The sequence below is a fragment of the Rubrivirga litoralis genome (assembly GCF_031846415.1).
In the GTDB taxonomy this organism is placed as follows: domain Bacteria; phylum Bacteroidota; class Rhodothermia; order Rhodothermales; family Rubricoccaceae; genus Rubrivirga; species Rubrivirga litoralis.
In genome coordinates, this window is sequence record NZ_JAVRHT010000023.1 from 1 (window position 1) to 13,432 (window position 13,432).

Genomic DNA, 13,432 nt, shown 5'->3' on the forward strand with positions numbered 1-13,432 from the left:
AGAGCAGGTAGAGCAGGTAGAGCAGGGGGCGGGGCGGGCATGGAAAGGTTCCGGCCGTTTCCCGCCCCGCCCGGTGGCGCGCGCGGGGCGGGGTGGGCATCTTGCTCTCCCGCTCTCCCGCTCTCCCGCTCTCCCGCTCTCCCGCTCTCCCGCTCTCCACCCCGCCCCCATGACCGACCCCGGCGCGCTCGTCCTGCGCGACACCCTCGACGGCCTCACGCCCGGCCGCATCGCCACTCTGTACCGCCGCGCGCCGCTCCTGCGCAAGACGGACAACCCCGAGGCGCTCCGGCGCTCGTTCGAGAACTCGAGCCTCGTGCTCTCGCTGTGGGAGGCCGACCGGCTCGTCGGGCTCGCCCGCGTGCTCACCGACGGTGAGCAGATGTCGTACCTGTGCGACCTCGCCGTCGAGCCCGACCTCCAGGGCAGCGGCGTGGGCAAGCGCCTCGTGGACGAGGTTCTGGAGCGGTGCAAGGGGACCGAGCTCGTGCTCCGCGACTCGGACATCTCGGCCGGGTTCTACGAACGGCTCGGGTTCGAGCACGTCGAGAACGCGTGGGTGCGGAAGGCATGACCGACGCCGCACTCTGGACCCTCGACGCCGTTCGCAAGACGCGCGCGTCGCTCCTCGACGCCGTCGACGGGCTGCCGCCCGAGGCGTGGCTCGTGGTCCCCGACGGGTTCTCCAACAACGTGCTGTGGAACGTGGGCCACGTCGCCGTCACGGCCGAGCTGCTGACCTACGGGCTCGCCTGCCTCGACCTGCCCGCCCCGCCCGCGGCCGTCGCCGCGTTCCGCAAGGGGACCTCGCCCTCAGACTGGTCCGCCCCGCCCGACATCGGCGCCACGCGCCGCCTGTTCCTCGACGGCGTCGACCGCCTGGAGGCCGACGTCCGGGCGGGGCGGTTCGACGGCGCGCCGTTCCGGTCCTACACGACCACGCCCGGCGTCACGCTCTCGGGTCTGCCCGAGGCGCTCGCGTTCAACGTGTACCACGAGGGGCTCCACGCGGGCACCGTCCTCGCCCTGCGCAAGCACGTCGGCTAGCAGACCGCCCCGCCCGACGTGGGCGGGGCGGGTACGGACGGGCCGGCGGCTCTAGCGGTCGACGGGCGGCTTGAGGAGGCCGTCGCCGATCCGGCCCTTCTTGCCGAAGACGGTGTCGAGCACGCTCTCCTTGGCCAGGAACGCCGTGATGCCGCCGATGAGCAGGTCGCCCAGGAGCCGGCGCGTGGTGGAGAACTTGAAGAGCCCGGTGACCACGCCGAGCGCGGCCCGGAACACCAGTCCGGTCACCTTGAACAGGAGGGGGACGACGAGGAGCGCGCCGAGGAACCCGAGGGCGACTTCGAGGAGGGAGCGGGTGGTAGCGTTCGAGGCCATGACGAGGGAGAGGGGAGAGGGAGCGGTACGTACTCGGGGCGGGGCGGGGCGTTTCCCGGAGGGGGCAAAGCGAGCGGTCGCAGGGCCAAGAAAATGGTCGGGCCGGCGGACCCGGGCGAGCGGACCGGGCGCGGCCACCCCGCCCACGAACGGCGGGCGGGGCGGTCGGCGTCGGCTGTGCCCGCTAGTCGTCTGCGCCCTCCGCGCCCTCCGCCCCGCCCGCGAACTCGTCGGCGAGCGCTGCGAACTCGGCCTCGAACGCCTCGGCGAGGGCGGACGGGTCCGGGGCGTAGGCGGCGTCCGCCCCGACGCCCACGCGGACGGTCCCGTTCATGCTGAAGATGCTGATGCCGAGCCCGATGTCGCCGGCCTGCGGGACCCAGAACATGATGGTCTCGACGGGGACGCCCAGCAGGTGCAGCGTCTCGGTCGGCCCCGGCACGTTCGTCATGACCGCCGAGGCCTTCTCCGAAAACATCTTGACGACCTGCCGGTGCGCCCACCCCGGCGCCCGCCCGATCGTCTGGAGGATGCCGTAGACCACCATGGGCTCGGCCGAGCGCTTGATGGCGTCCATCCGCTCCTTCGTCAGGCGGAGCCGCTCGCGGGCCGAGGCCGTGCCCACGGGGAGGAGCACGAACACGAGCCCGAACGAGTTGCCCAGCTCGTGCGCCCGGTCGAGCGCGCGGACGTTGAAGGGGACGGCCGCCCGGACCTCGACGCCGTCGACCGGCTCGCCCCGCCCGGCGAAGTAGCGCCGGAGGCCGCCGGCCGCCGCCGACATCAGCACGTCGTTGACCTTGGCCCCGAGCGCGTCGCCGACGGCCTTGACGCGGTCGAGCGAGATGGGACCCGTCCACGCCGCCCGCTTCGTCGGCGTCGTGGAGCCCTTGAACACCGTTTCGGAGTCCGGTCGCATGGCGAGGAGGCCGGCGACGGCCTGCGCCCCGGCCCCCGCCGTCTGCACGCGGTCGGCGAGGTGCGACGGGCTCGTGACGAGGTCGAGCACCTCGTGGCCGGCTTCCTTCAGAGTCCCCGCGACGCGCGCGACGGCCGACGCCCGCGGCCGGCGGGGCGGGGCGGCCTCCCCGGCGTGGTGCTCGTCGGCCGCGTGGAGGAGCACGTGCATGAGCGCGATGCCGTCGCCGATCACGTGGTGGAGCCGGCCGATGATCGCGCTGCCCACCGCCCCGCCCGCGGTCTGGACGCCGTGGACGAGGTGGAACGTCCACGGCGGGCAGTCGAAGGCGAGCGGCGTGCTCATGAGCCGGCTCACGAGCGCCTCCAGCCCGGCCTGTCCGCCCGGGGCGGGGAGGCCGACCTCGATCACGTGCCGGTCGAGGTCGAACGCCTCGTCGGGCACCCACGTCGGGCTCGACGAGCCCGGCGCGTCGATCCGCATGCGGAAGCGGTCGAACCCGAGCAGCCGCTCCTCGACCCACCGCCGCAGCGTGTCGACGGACATCTCGGCGCCCAGGCCGAGCACGCCGGTCACGGTCATCGGGTTCGTCGGGCTCTCCATGCGGAGCCAGGCGGCGTCGGCGGTCGAGACGGGGCGCGGGCGCATGGGCGGGGCGGGGGAGGGGCGAATGTTACCGACGGGGCGGGGGAAGCGGCGGGAGCAGGTAGAGCGGTGAGGGCAGGTAGAGCGTCCGCCCGCCCCGCTCGCGTGCGAGGACGGGGTGGGAGCCGCGCGTGGAGGAGCAGAAAGGGACTTGACCCGCCCCGCCCTCGCCGACACGTTGCTCTACCTGCTCTACCTGCTCTACCTGCTCTACCTGCTCTACCTGCTCTACCTGCTCTACCTGCCCGCTACCCCTCCGCCACCGCAAGCTGCCCGCACGCCGCGTCGATGTCCTGGCCCCGGCTCCGCCGCACCGTCACGCGCACGCCCCGCCCGACGAGCGTGCGGATGAAGCCGTCCAGCCGCTCCTCCGACGACGGCGCGAAGTCCGTGCCCTCGACCGGGTTGTACATGATGAGGTTGACCTTCGAGGGCGCCCACGCGGCCACGCGCGCGAGGCGGCGGGCGTCGGCGTCCGAGTCGTTCGTGCCGGCGAACATGCAGTACTCGTACGTCACCGGCCGGCCCGTGCGCGCGTGGTAGTGGCGGACGGCGTCCTCCAGCGCCGAGAGGTCCGTCTTCTCGGAGCGGTTGACGGGCATGATCGCGCTCCGCTGCGGGTCCGTCGGCGCGTGGAGGCTGATGGCGAGGCCCACGGGCGGGGCGGTGCCCTCGGCCTGGTCGTCGGCCAGCTGGCGGATGCGCCGCGCGAGGCCGACGGTCGAGACGGTGATCCGCTTCGGCGAGAGCCCCAGCCCGGAGCAGATGAGGCCGGTGCTGGCGACGACGGCGCGGTAGTTCTGGAGCGGCTCGCCCATGCCCATGTAGACCACGTTCGAGACGCCCCGCCCCCACGTCTCCTGCGCGACGGCCTCCATCGCGTGGACTTGGCCCGCGATCTGGCCCGCCGTCAGGTTCTCCTGGAAGCCCATGAGCCCGGTCGCGCAGAACGTGCACCCCATCGCGCACCCGACCTGCGACGACACGCAGACCGTCAGCCGCCGCGCGCGGCCGTCCGGGTGGAGGTCGGGGATGAGGACGGTCTCGACGTGGCGGCCCGAGGGCAGCCGGAACAGGCTCTTGATGGTCCCGTCGGTCGCCTGCTGCCGGCGGGCCTCGACGAGCGTCCCGATGGCGGCGGCCTCCTCCAGCCGCTCGCGGAAGGCGGCCGGCAGGTCGGTCATGTCGGCGAACGACCGCGCGCCCTTCTCATGGACCCACTTGAACAGCTGCCGCCCGCGGAAGCGCGGCTCGCCCATCTCGACGGCGAGCGCTTCGAGCGCGTCCTGGTCGAGCGCGCGGAGGTCGGGGCGGGGCGAACCTGAGGGGCGGGGCGTAGACATACGCCAAGAAACGACGGCGCCCCCGGCCTCGCCTGCCGCCCCGCCCAACGCGCCGTGAATCCGGGCGGGGCAGGAGCCGCCCCGCCCCGACGCGCCGCCCCGCCCGCCCCGCACTCGGGCGGGGCGGAGAACTCCGGGACAACTCGCCGCCCCGCCCTGGGCGCCGCGGCCCGACGGCGTTGCATGCAACGCCGCTACGCCGGCCGCCCCGCCCACGCCTGGGCGGGGTGGTTCATCTTCTGCCCACTGACATTCGGGCCGTCTTCCGCCCCGCCCAGTTGCGCCGCCCCGCCCCGCCCGCCACCTTCCGTTCCCCGTTCCCCGTTCCCCGTTCCCCGTTCCCCGTTCCCCGTTCCCCGTTCCCCGTTCCCCGTTCCCCGTTCCCCGCGTGACTGACCACGACCTCGACGCCTACGACTTCGCGCTCCCCGACGCCCTCGTCGCGCAGCGCCCGGCCGACCGCCGCGACGGCTCGCGGATGCTCGTGCTCGACCGGGCGACGGGCGCGGTCGCGGACCGCCGCTTTGCCGACCTCCCCGCCCTCGTTCGTCCCGGCGACGCCGTCGTGGTCAACAACACGCGCGTGGTGCCGGCGCGGCTCGTGGGGCGGCGGCCGACGGGCGGCCGCGCCGAGCTGTTCCTGGTCGGGCGGGGCGGCGACGGCACGTGGGAGGCGCTCGCGCGGCCCGGGCGGCGGCTCCGCGAGGGCGCGCGCGTCCTGTTCGACAGCGGCCTCGGCGCCGAGGTCGTGGCGGTCGACGCCGAGACGGGCCGCCGGCGCGTCCGGTTCACGGAGGGCGGGGCGGCGTTCCCCGACGCGGCCGCCGAGGACGCCGCGCTCGACGCCGCCGGCCAGCTCCCGCTGCCCCAGTACGTCGACCGCGAGCCGGACGCGGCCGACCGCGAGCGCTACCAGACCGTGTTCGCGCGCGAGCGCGGGGCGGTCGCGGCGCCGACGGCCGGCCTCCACTTTACGCCGGCCGTGCTCGACCGGCTCCGCGCGGGCGGGGCGGCCGTCCACGAGGTGACGCTGCACGTGGGCTACGGGACGTTCGAGCCGGTCCACGTAGACGACCTCCGTGCGCACCGCGTGGCGGCGGAGACGGTCAGGGTGACGGCGGCGACGGCCGACGCGCTCAACGACGTCCGCGCTGCTGGCGGCCGCGTCTTCGCCGTGGGGACCACGACGGTGCGCGCGCTCGAATCGGCCGCGGGCGCCGACGGCCGCCTCGCCGCCTTTTCCGGGCCGACGGACCTAACGGTCACGCCGGGCTACCGCTTCCGGGCCATCGACGCGCTCCTCACCAACTTCCACCTGCCCCGCTCGTCGCTCCTGGTTCTCACGGCCGCGTTCGGCGGGCGCGAGCACGTGCTCGGAGCCTACCGCCACGCGGTCGAGGAGCGCTACCGCTTCTACTCGTACGGCGACTGCATGGTGGTTCTCTAGCGGCTCGGGTTTGGCGGGGCGGGGCGGGCACCGCGGAGGTGGAGAACCGGGCGCGGTCGAGGGGCATAGGAGGGGGCACGTTCGGCTGGCATCATCGCAGTCGCATCCTTCCCCTTTTTCTCTCCACCCCACTCATGGCAAAGACACGATCCAAAGGAAAGGCCCCCCAATTCAGCTTCGAGACGATTTCCCAGGAAGAGGCGTCCGACCGCAGGAAGCAGCGGGGCACGCGTCGGAGCAAGTATTCCCCCATCGGCGACCAGTTCGAGGACCTCGAAGAGGGCAACGTCCTCGCCTTCAGGGCGTCCAAGAACGAGGTGCAGGGCGTGCGCAACTACATGCGACGCAACTTCGACGGCGAACATCAGGTGAACAGCCGCCGCGTAGACGGGGACACGTTCGAGGTCCACATCTCGCGGACCTAGAGCGAGCGAAGTGCGGGGTACCAAGCCACGCAGCCCGAGAGGCGAGGACCCGCTCCGGGCGGGGCGTTCTCGCCGCCCCGCCCTGCTACGTTTGATGGTTTGTGCACCACCCCGCCCTCACCCTGTCCCTCTCTCAGAGGGAGAGGGGACTTTGTAGCAATGGGGGGGCGGGGTGGAGAGTGGCGCACGGACTCGGGGATCTAGCACGAGCGCGCGGTCAGCGCTGCTGCGCGCCGCACCGTCTCCGTGGTAGCACGGGCCTCTCCGCCGGCGGGGGCGGACCGCGTTCTCCGTCTACGCCGCTTTCGCGGCGCGGTCCGCCTCGCGCTGGAGCCAGAACACGAGCACGTCGTCCTCGAACCGCGGCACCTCGCTCCGCCGGAGCAGCCACGAGAGCAGCGCGTGGACTGGGCGCCCGTTCTCCAGCGCGGCCTGCGCCCCGAGCGCCACCCCGCCCTCGCCGAACATGGCGCCCGAGCGCGCCACCTGCTCGTTGAGCCCGTCGGTGTAGCACAGGAGGGCCGAGCCCGGCGGCAGGTCGAGGGTCCGGTCCTGGTAGACGGCGCCCGGGTCGAGGCCCAGGATGAGGTCCGAGTGCTCGACGATGCCGGGGCCGTCGGGCGAGGCCAGGATGGGCCGGCAGTGGCCGGCGTTCGCGTACGTCACCCGGTCGTGCTCGGGCTCCCAGCGCAGGATGAGCAGCGACGCGAACGTCTCTTCGAGGACCTGGTCGTTGATGAGCGTCTCGTTCACGCGCGTCATGAGCGCCGCCGGGCTCCGCGTCTCGCGGAGCATGACGTGGACCGTCGAGCGGATGTACGAGAGGAAGCTGAAGGCGTAGAACTTGGCCTGGAGCCCTTTGCCCATGATGTCGCCGACCGTGAACAGGTACGACCCGTCCTCGGCGCGCGTCCAGTCGAAGAGGTCGCCGCCGCCGTCCTCCTTGGGGCGCGAAAAGAATACGGCGCGGTAGCCGGGCTCCGAGGGCATGTCGCGGGGGAGGAGCCGGTCCGAGAAGTCGCGGCCGATCTTCGCCGTCAACCGGCTCTGGTAGACCTGGCTCCGCTGGACGATCTGGCCCACGCGCGTGACGAGGTGATCGACGTCGAACGGCTTCGTGAGGTAGTCGTCGACGCCCTTGCGGAGCCCCTGCTGGCGCGCGACGTCGTCGGACTTGGCTGTGAGGAAGATGAACGGGATGGCCTCGGTCGCGGGGTCGGCCTGGAGCGCGGCCAGCAGCGCGAACCCGTCCATGACCGGCATCATGATGTCGGACACGATGAGGTCCGGGGCCTGCTCCTCGACGAGCGCCAGCGCCCGCTCGCCGTTCTCGGCCACGCGGACGTCGAACTGCTTGCCCAGCCGGTACTCGAGCAGCCGCCGGAGCGTCGTGTTGTCCTCGGCGACGAGGACGGAGGGCTTGTTCGTCATGGGGGCGGGGCGGGGGGGAGGCCGTCGGGGGGAGCGCCGTCGCCCCCGGGCGACGGGAGGCGGTCGGCCGCGCGGAACAGGACGTCGAGCGCGCCGCCGGCCCGGCCGCGGACCGTGAACGTGACCCGCTGGTTCACGCCGGGGCGGGCGGGGCGGTACCCGAGGTCCTCGGCGCACGTGATGAGCATGAGCAGCCCGCGCCCGCGCTCCGACGGGGCGGGGCGGTCGAGGGCCTCTCGCTGGCGCGCGAGCTGGTCCGTGAAGTCGAACCCGGCGGACGAGTCCTCGACCGCGCACCGGACGCCGTCGCCGTCGGCCTCGACCGTCAGCCAGACGTCGCGGGAGCCGGGGAACGAGGCGTGCTGGACGAGGTTGGCGACCCACTCGTGGACGGCCAGCCGGAGCACGTCGAGCCCCTCGGCTTCGAGGACCGGGCGGAACGTGTCGGCCTCGGCCCACGCGTCGAACAGGTCGTGGACCTGGTCGATGACGCGGTCGAAGTCGTGGAAGTGGAACGACGGCACGGGCGGGGCGGCTTCAGACGGACCGGCCTCAGGCCGAGCCCGCCGGCTTCTGCGCCGGGGCTTCGGACCGGGCGTCGAGGGCGGCCTCGACGGTCGGGAACTGGCGGAACACCTTGTAGGTCCGCGTCAGCTGAACGACGACCTGGACCGGCCGGCTCACGGCCGCGAACACGACCTGGCCCCCGGCCGGCGTGAGCTGGCGGTACAGCGAGAAGATGACGCCGAGCCCGGTCGAATCGAGGATGCCGGTGCCCGTAAAGTCGAGGACGTAGTAGCGGGTGCCCTGCCGGGCGTGCTCCTGGCAGGCCGCCTTGAACTCGGCGGCGCTGCGGAAGTCGAGCGCCTTCCCGATGCGGACGACGGCCGCCGTGGGGGACGCTTTCTGAAACGTGAAGCTCATGGGGTGTGCCCGGGGGGCGATGGGTGCGCGGGGAGACCATGACGGCCGCGGCGACCGGCTTCCCTGACGAATATCGTACCACCCCGCCCGCGCGGTCCGGCGGCGGCGTCGGGGCGGGGCGGACGCGTACCGACGCGCTCCCCCGGCTCGCTGGGCGGCTGCCTCGGTTCCGAGTTGCGGGAGCGGCCTCCCGCGCAGGGGAGCGGGCGCTTGGGCGCCTCCAGGCGCAGCGGAGGGGGCTCGGGCGGGGCGGAGCGCGAACCCGCCCCGCCCGGCCGTTTCCCCGGAGCCTGCTGCGCTGCCGGCGCCCCGCCGGGCCTACGATCCGTAACCCGCCTGGGGCGATTCGACCGCCCCGCCCACGCGGAGGCGGCGGGTGCGGGCGGCTTGGCGGGACCCTCGCCGCCCGGCGCTCCGCCCACCCCGCCCCGCCCTACCTTCGCGCCGTGCGTCCCCTCCGCCCGTCCCTCGTCGTCCTCGCCGTCGCCGCGCTCGTCGCCGGCGGGTGCACGCGGGCGGCGCCGGACGGGCTCCCGCCGGGGACTGAGATTGAGGACCTCCCGGAGAGCGAGAGCTGGGACGCCTCGCTGCGCTCGAGCGCCGACGGCCGGTCGCGCCTCGAAATCGACGCCCCCTACCTCGCCCGCTACCGGCGCCCCGACACCACGTTCGTCTACCTCGGCCCAGCCCCCGAGGGCACGGGCGGGGCGGGGGCGGCCGGGCGGGGCGGGGCGGTCGACATCGCGGTCTACGACGACGAGGGCGCGCCGCTCGCCGACATCCGCGCCCGCGAGGCGTGGTACTACGAGGGCGACGGCCGCCTCGTGACCGAGGGCGGCGTGCGAACGACGGTCCGCGGCGACGGCGGGGCCGACATCCAGGCCCGCCGGCTCACGCTGGTCGACGACACCGTCGAGGCCGAGGGCGACGTCCGGGCCACGGTCCAGGGCGGGGGCGGACCCGACACGGGCGGGGCCGACGTCGAGGCCGCGCGCCTCACGACGCGGCCGGGCGGCGCGTTCACGGCGTCCGGCGGCACGACGGTCCGGCTGGGCGGCCAGGCCCAGGCGACGGTCCAGGCGCGGACGGTGAGCGGGTCCGGCGGCGGGCGCTACGAAGCGACCGGAAGCGTCCGCGTGGCGGCGTCGGGCGGGCGGACGCTCCAGGCGGGCCGCGTGATCTGGGACGAGGGCGCGGGCCGGTTCCGCGCGCCGGGCGCGTTCTCGTTCGACGGCCCCGGCGAGCGCGTCCGCGGCGTCGGGCTCGTGGCCTCGGCCGACCTCACGCGCTACTCGTTCCGCAACGTGACCGGCGAGATCGAGGTGGCGGAGTGAGGGGGAGAGGGAAGAGGGGAGAGAGACGGGGGCACTCCACCCTGCCCGCCTCGCCTCGGGCGGGGCGGGGTCCGAACCTGGATGATTGGAGTGCGGCGCTCGGTTCCGCCCCGCCCCTACGACGTCCCCTCTCCCCCCGGGAGAGGGACAGGGTGAGGGGCGGCCTGGGGCCGGCTGTTAGTCCAGGCACATGGCTTCCGGCGGCCGCCCCGCCCGGCGCCGCCCGACGCACCCGGCGCGAGACGTGGGGCGGGGCGGCCCTGCTGCTCGCCGTCTTGTGCGCGCTTGTCGCCGCCCCGCCCGCCGAGGCGCAGACGCGGCGCGTCGAGATCCTCGGCGCCGACTACACCGAGGCCAGCGTCGACTCGGCCGGGACCGTCCGGCGGCTCGTCGGCAACGTTCGGCTGCGCCAGGACACGACGCTGCTCTCGGCCCGCCAGGCGACGATCTACGAGGCCCGCGGCGAGACGGCGCTCGACGGCGACGTCCGCATCGTGTCCGGCCGCGACACGCTCACGGCCGAGGCCGTCCGCTACGACTCCAACACGAAGGTGGCCGCCGCGAGCGGGGCGGTCCGCCTGGGCGACGGCGAGTCGGTCCTGCTGGCGCCCGTTGTGACGTACGACAGCCGGGCCGAGGTGTCGGCGTTCTCGGGCGGGGGCACGATCCTCCACCGCGGCGCGCGGCTCACGGCGCCGAGCGGGACCTACAGCTCGGCGAGGCGCGTGGCCGATCTCGACGGGCCGCTCCAGATCGAGGACTCGACGGGCGTGCTGACCGCCGCGCGCGGGACCTATGACGCCGGCGGCCGCCGCGCCGACGTGGCCGGCGACGTCCGCCTCCGGCGCCCCGACGCCCGCCTCTGGGCTGACTCCGTCGTCTACTTCCGGCGCACCGAGCGGGCGCGGGCCTACGGGCACGCCGTCGTCGAGCGGATCGGCGAGGGCGGCACCGACGCCGAGCGCCCCGTGGCCCCGGCCGACTCCAGCCGGCGGACGTTCCTGTTCGGCGAGCGGCTCGTGTTCGACGGCCAGGCCGAAACCGCGAGCGTCCGCGGCACGCCCGAGGAGGCGCCCGGCGCGGCACGCCCCGCTCCCAAGGCCGCCCCGCCCGACAGCCTCGCCACCCCGCCCGGCGACCCCGCCCCGCCCGACAGCCTCGGCGTTCCGTCCGACAGCGCCGCCGCCCCGCCCGACTCTGCCAGCGTGGGCGGGGTGGAGGCGCCGCCCGACAGCCTCGCGGCCCGCCTGCCGCCGCGCCCGGCGCCGCTAGCGGGCGGGGCGGACCCCGCCCGGGACCCGCTCCTCGTCGTGCTCCGCGCCGACTCGACGGGCCGCGTCGTCTCGACGCTCGCGCGCGCGCCGCGGATCGACGCCGCGCGCGTGGTAGCCGGCGCCGACACGCTCCAGACGCTGGCGGCGGCCGGCGGCGTGCGGCTGTGGCAGGCGAAGCTGTCCGCCGTCGCCGACTCCGTCTGGTTCCTCCGCCGCCCCGCCCCCACGGCCCCGCCCGACTCCGCAGGCGACTCCGCGAGCACGGGCGGGGCGGTCGACCGGCTCGGCCTGTTCGGCGCCGCGCGCCCGTCGGTCTGGGCGAGCGGGGCGCAGCTTACCGGCGACAGCCTGCTCGCCGTGGCCCGCGCGGGCGCGCTCGACTCGCTCCGCGTGCTCGGCACGGCCTTCGCCGGCAGCCCCGACTCGACGCTCGGCCGGCTCCAGCAGATCGCCGGCGGCCAGATGCTCGGCCGCTTCGAGGGCGGCGACCTCCGCCTCCTCAGCGTGTGGCCGACGGCGCAGGCCCTCTACCACCGCGCGAGCCCCGAGGGCTTGCTCGCCGGCGCCGACCAGGTCTCGGCCGACAGCCTCGACTTCCGGTTCCGTGACGGCGAGCTCCGCGACCTCTCGGGCTACCGCGGCGTCCAGGGCACGAGCTTCCCCGCCGCCAGCGTGCCGGGTGGCCTCCGCCTGCCCGGCTTCGCCTTCACGCCGGGCGGACCCGATGCGGGCGGGGCGCCCACGCGCGCGTCGGTGCTCGGCGCGGGCTGGGAGGCCGCGTGGCTGGAGGCGAACGGGCCGCCGGCCGCGTGGCTCCGACCGCCCGGCGCCCCGCCCGCCCCGCCCGAGCCCGCCCCGCCCGGCGTCACGCCCGCGACGGCCGCCGTGGGGCGGGGTGGGGGAGGCCCGTGACGGCGCGCCCGTAGCTTCGGCGCATGGAGAGCCCCGCCCCGCCCGCCGCCCCGCCCGCTGTCCAGGCTGGGCCGGACGCGCCCCTCGTGCTCCGCGCCGAGGGGCTGGCCAAGTCCTACCGCCGCCGCCGCGTGGTCGACGGCGTCTCGCTCCGCGTCGAGCAGGGAACGTGCGTGGGACTGCTCGGACCCAACGGGGCCGGCAAGACGACCACGTTCTACATGGTCGTCGGCATGGTCCGCCCCGACGCCGGCGAGGTGTTCCTGGGCCGCGAGGGCGGGGCGGAGCGCCGCATCACGCGGACGCCCATGTACCGCCGCGCGCGGCTCGGCATCGGCTACCTCGCCCAGGAGGCGTCCGTGTTCGGGTCGATGTCGGTCGAGGACAACCTTCGCGCCGTCCTCGACTTCCAGGACATCGGCCGCGACGAGAAGGAGGCCCGCGTCGAGGCGCTCATCGATGAGTTCGGGCTGGGCGTCGTCCGCCGCTCGAAGGGCAACCAGCTCTCGGGCGGCGAGCGCCGGCGGACTGAGATCGCGCGCGCCATCGCCACGCGGCCGCAGTTCATCCTGCTCGACGAGCCGTTCGCCGGCGTCGACCCGATCGCCGTCGAGGACATCATGCGCATCGTGGTCGACCTCCGCGAGCGCGGCATCGGCGTGCTCATCACGGACCACAACGTCCACGAGACGCTGGCGATCACGGACCGTGCGTACCTCCTCTACGACGGCAAGATCTTCGTCGAGGGCACGGCCGAGGAGCTCGCGGCCAACCCCGAGGTCCGGCGCCGGTACCTCGGCGAGAGCTTCACGCTGGAGCGGTACCGCCGCGGCCAGGACCCGCCGCCCGCCCCGGCCGTTTGACGGACCACCCCGCCCGCGCAGCCACCACGATGTCTCACGTCGTCTCGCTCCACGACCTCCCGCCCGCGCTCCGCGGGCTCCTCAACCGCGTCGTTCGCGAGGGCGGGGAGGTGCTCGTCACCGACGGCGAGCGGACGGTCGCCCGGGTGGTCGCGGCCGAGCGGCGGCCGGGGCTGGACGCCGGGCGGCTCCGGGTGTCCGGCGACTTCGACGCGCCCCTCCCGCGCGACGTGCTCGACGGCTTCGAGGCGTGAGGCTCCTCCTCAACACCCACGCCTTTCTCTGGTGGCTGGCCGACGACCGGCGCCCGTCTGCGGAGGCTCGGGCTGCGATTGGCAATCCGGAGAACGTCGTGTTCGTCAGCGCCGCCAGCGCGTGGGAGATCGCCATCAAAGCCGGACTCGGGCGCCTGGACCTGCCGGAGCCCCCCGCACTCCGCGTGCCCGACCGGATCGAGCGGAGCGGGTTTGCAGAGCTCGCGGTCACCGTTCGGCACACGCTCACCGTGGCGGATCTCCCGCACCACCACCGG

14 protein-coding genes are annotated in these 13,432 nt (G+C 74.9%); 8 read left to right on the forward strand and 6 right to left on the reverse strand.

Features of this window, described 5'->3' with window-relative positions:
* The first annotated feature begins 169 nt into the window (after window positions 1-169).
* Window positions 170-574, forward strand: a complete 405-nt coding sequence (locus RM540_RS10505; RefSeq protein ID WP_311663835.1) for a GNAT family N-acetyltransferase — start codon at window positions 170-172, stop codon at window positions 572-574.
* Window positions 571-1,047 (forward strand): DinB family protein, encoded by a 477-nt coding sequence (locus tag RM540_RS10510; protein ID WP_311663837.1) that lies wholly within the window; start codon window positions 571-573, stop codon window positions 1,045-1,047. The genes RM540_RS10505 and RM540_RS10510 overlap by 4 nt, the downstream gene beginning before the upstream one ends.
* Window positions 1,048-1,098: 51 nt before the next feature.
* Here the strand turns inward: RM540_RS10510 and RM540_RS10515 are convergent, their stop codons facing one another.
* The 3 genes from RM540_RS10515 to rlmN all read right to left on the reverse strand — a co-directional run bounded on the left by RM540_RS10515 (window position 1,099) and on the right by rlmN (window position 4,290).
* A complete protein-coding gene (locus tag RM540_RS10515) occupies window positions 1,099-1,383 on the reverse strand; it encodes a hypothetical protein (protein WP_311663839.1) in 285 nt (94 codons plus the stop codon).
* Window positions 1,384-1,567: 184 nt separating this feature from the next.
* Complete coding sequence (locus tag RM540_RS10520; RefSeq protein ID WP_311663841.1) at window positions 1,568-2,950, reverse strand: wax ester/triacylglycerol synthase family O-acyltransferase; 1,383 nt, start codon at window positions 2,948-2,950, stop codon at window positions 1,568-1,570.
* A gap of 245 nt (window positions 2,951-3,195) precedes the next feature.
* A complete protein-coding gene (gene rlmN / locus RM540_RS10525; RefSeq protein WP_311663843.1) occupies window positions 3,196-4,290 on the reverse strand; it encodes a dual-specificity RNA methyltransferase RlmN in 1,095 nt (364 codons plus the stop codon).
* Between the two features lie 388 nt (window positions 4,291-4,678).
* Between rlmN and queA the strand changes: the two genes are divergently transcribed.
* Together queA and RM540_RS10535 are read left to right on the forward strand one after the other, a co-directional pair.
* A complete protein-coding gene (gene queA, locus RM540_RS10530; RefSeq protein ID WP_311663845.1) occupies window positions 4,679-5,737 on the forward strand; it encodes a tRNA preQ1(34) S-adenosylmethionine ribosyltransferase-isomerase QueA in 1,059 nt (352 codons plus the stop codon).
* Window positions 5,738-5,871: 134 nt separating this feature from the next.
* Complete coding sequence (locus RM540_RS10535; RefSeq protein ID WP_311663847.1) at window positions 5,872-6,162, forward strand: hypothetical protein; 291 nt, start codon at window positions 5,872-5,874, stop codon at window positions 6,160-6,162.
* A gap of 294 nt (window positions 6,163-6,456) precedes the next feature.
* Here RM540_RS10535 and RM540_RS10540 read toward each other — a convergent pair whose 3' ends face one another.
* Genes RM540_RS10540 through RM540_RS10550 form a run of 3 tightly spaced genes read right to left on the reverse strand, consistent with a single transcriptional unit; the run spans window position 6,457 to window position 8,517 of the window.
* Entirely contained in the window at window positions 6,457-7,593 is a 1,137-nt protein-coding gene (locus RM540_RS10540; RefSeq protein ID WP_311663849.1) for a PP2C family protein-serine/threonine phosphatase, read from the reverse strand.
* Window positions 7,590-8,117 carry an ATP-binding protein gene (locus tag RM540_RS10545; protein ID WP_311663851.1) on the reverse strand — a complete coding sequence of 176 codons (528 nt, stop codon included), beginning with the start codon at window positions 8,115-8,117 and terminating at the stop codon, window positions 7,590-7,592. The genes RM540_RS10540 and RM540_RS10545 overlap by 4 nt, the downstream gene beginning before the upstream one ends.
* 28 nt (window positions 8,118-8,145) lie before the next feature.
* Window positions 8,146-8,517, reverse strand: coding sequence for an STAS domain-containing protein (locus tag RM540_RS10550; RefSeq protein ID WP_311663853.1), 372 nt, complete (start codon window positions 8,515-8,517; stop codon window positions 8,146-8,148).
* 446 nt (window positions 8,518-8,963) lie between these two features.
* On the opposite strand from RM540_RS10550, the gene RM540_RS10555 reads away from it, so the two are divergent.
* The 4 genes from RM540_RS10555 (at window position 8,964) to RM540_RS10570 (ending at window position 13,154) form a co-directional block, all read left to right on the forward strand.
* A complete protein-coding gene (locus RM540_RS10555) occupies window positions 8,964-9,851 on the forward strand; it encodes a hypothetical protein (RefSeq protein WP_311663855.1) in 888 nt (295 codons plus the stop codon).
* A gap of 152 nt (window positions 9,852-10,003) precedes the next feature.
* Window positions 10,004-12,037 carry an OstA-like protein gene (locus RM540_RS10560; protein WP_311663857.1) on the forward strand — a complete coding sequence of 678 codons (2,034 nt, stop codon included), beginning with the start codon at window positions 10,004-10,006 and terminating at the stop codon, window positions 12,035-12,037.
* Window positions 12,038-12,060: 23 nt separating this feature from the next.
* The gene (gene lptB / locus RM540_RS10565; protein ID WP_311663860.1) at window positions 12,061-12,900 is read left to right on the forward strand and encodes an LPS export ABC transporter ATP-binding protein; all 840 of its coding nucleotides are present in this window, start codon (window positions 12,061-12,063) and stop codon (window positions 12,898-12,900) included.
* A gap of 29 nt (window positions 12,901-12,929) precedes the next feature.
* On the forward strand, window positions 12,930-13,154 hold the full coding sequence (locus tag RM540_RS10570) for a type II toxin-antitoxin system prevent-host-death family antitoxin (RefSeq protein WP_311663862.1): 225 nt from the start codon (window positions 12,930-12,932) through the stop codon (window positions 13,152-13,154).
* Window positions 13,155-13,432 lie beyond the last annotated feature (278 nt).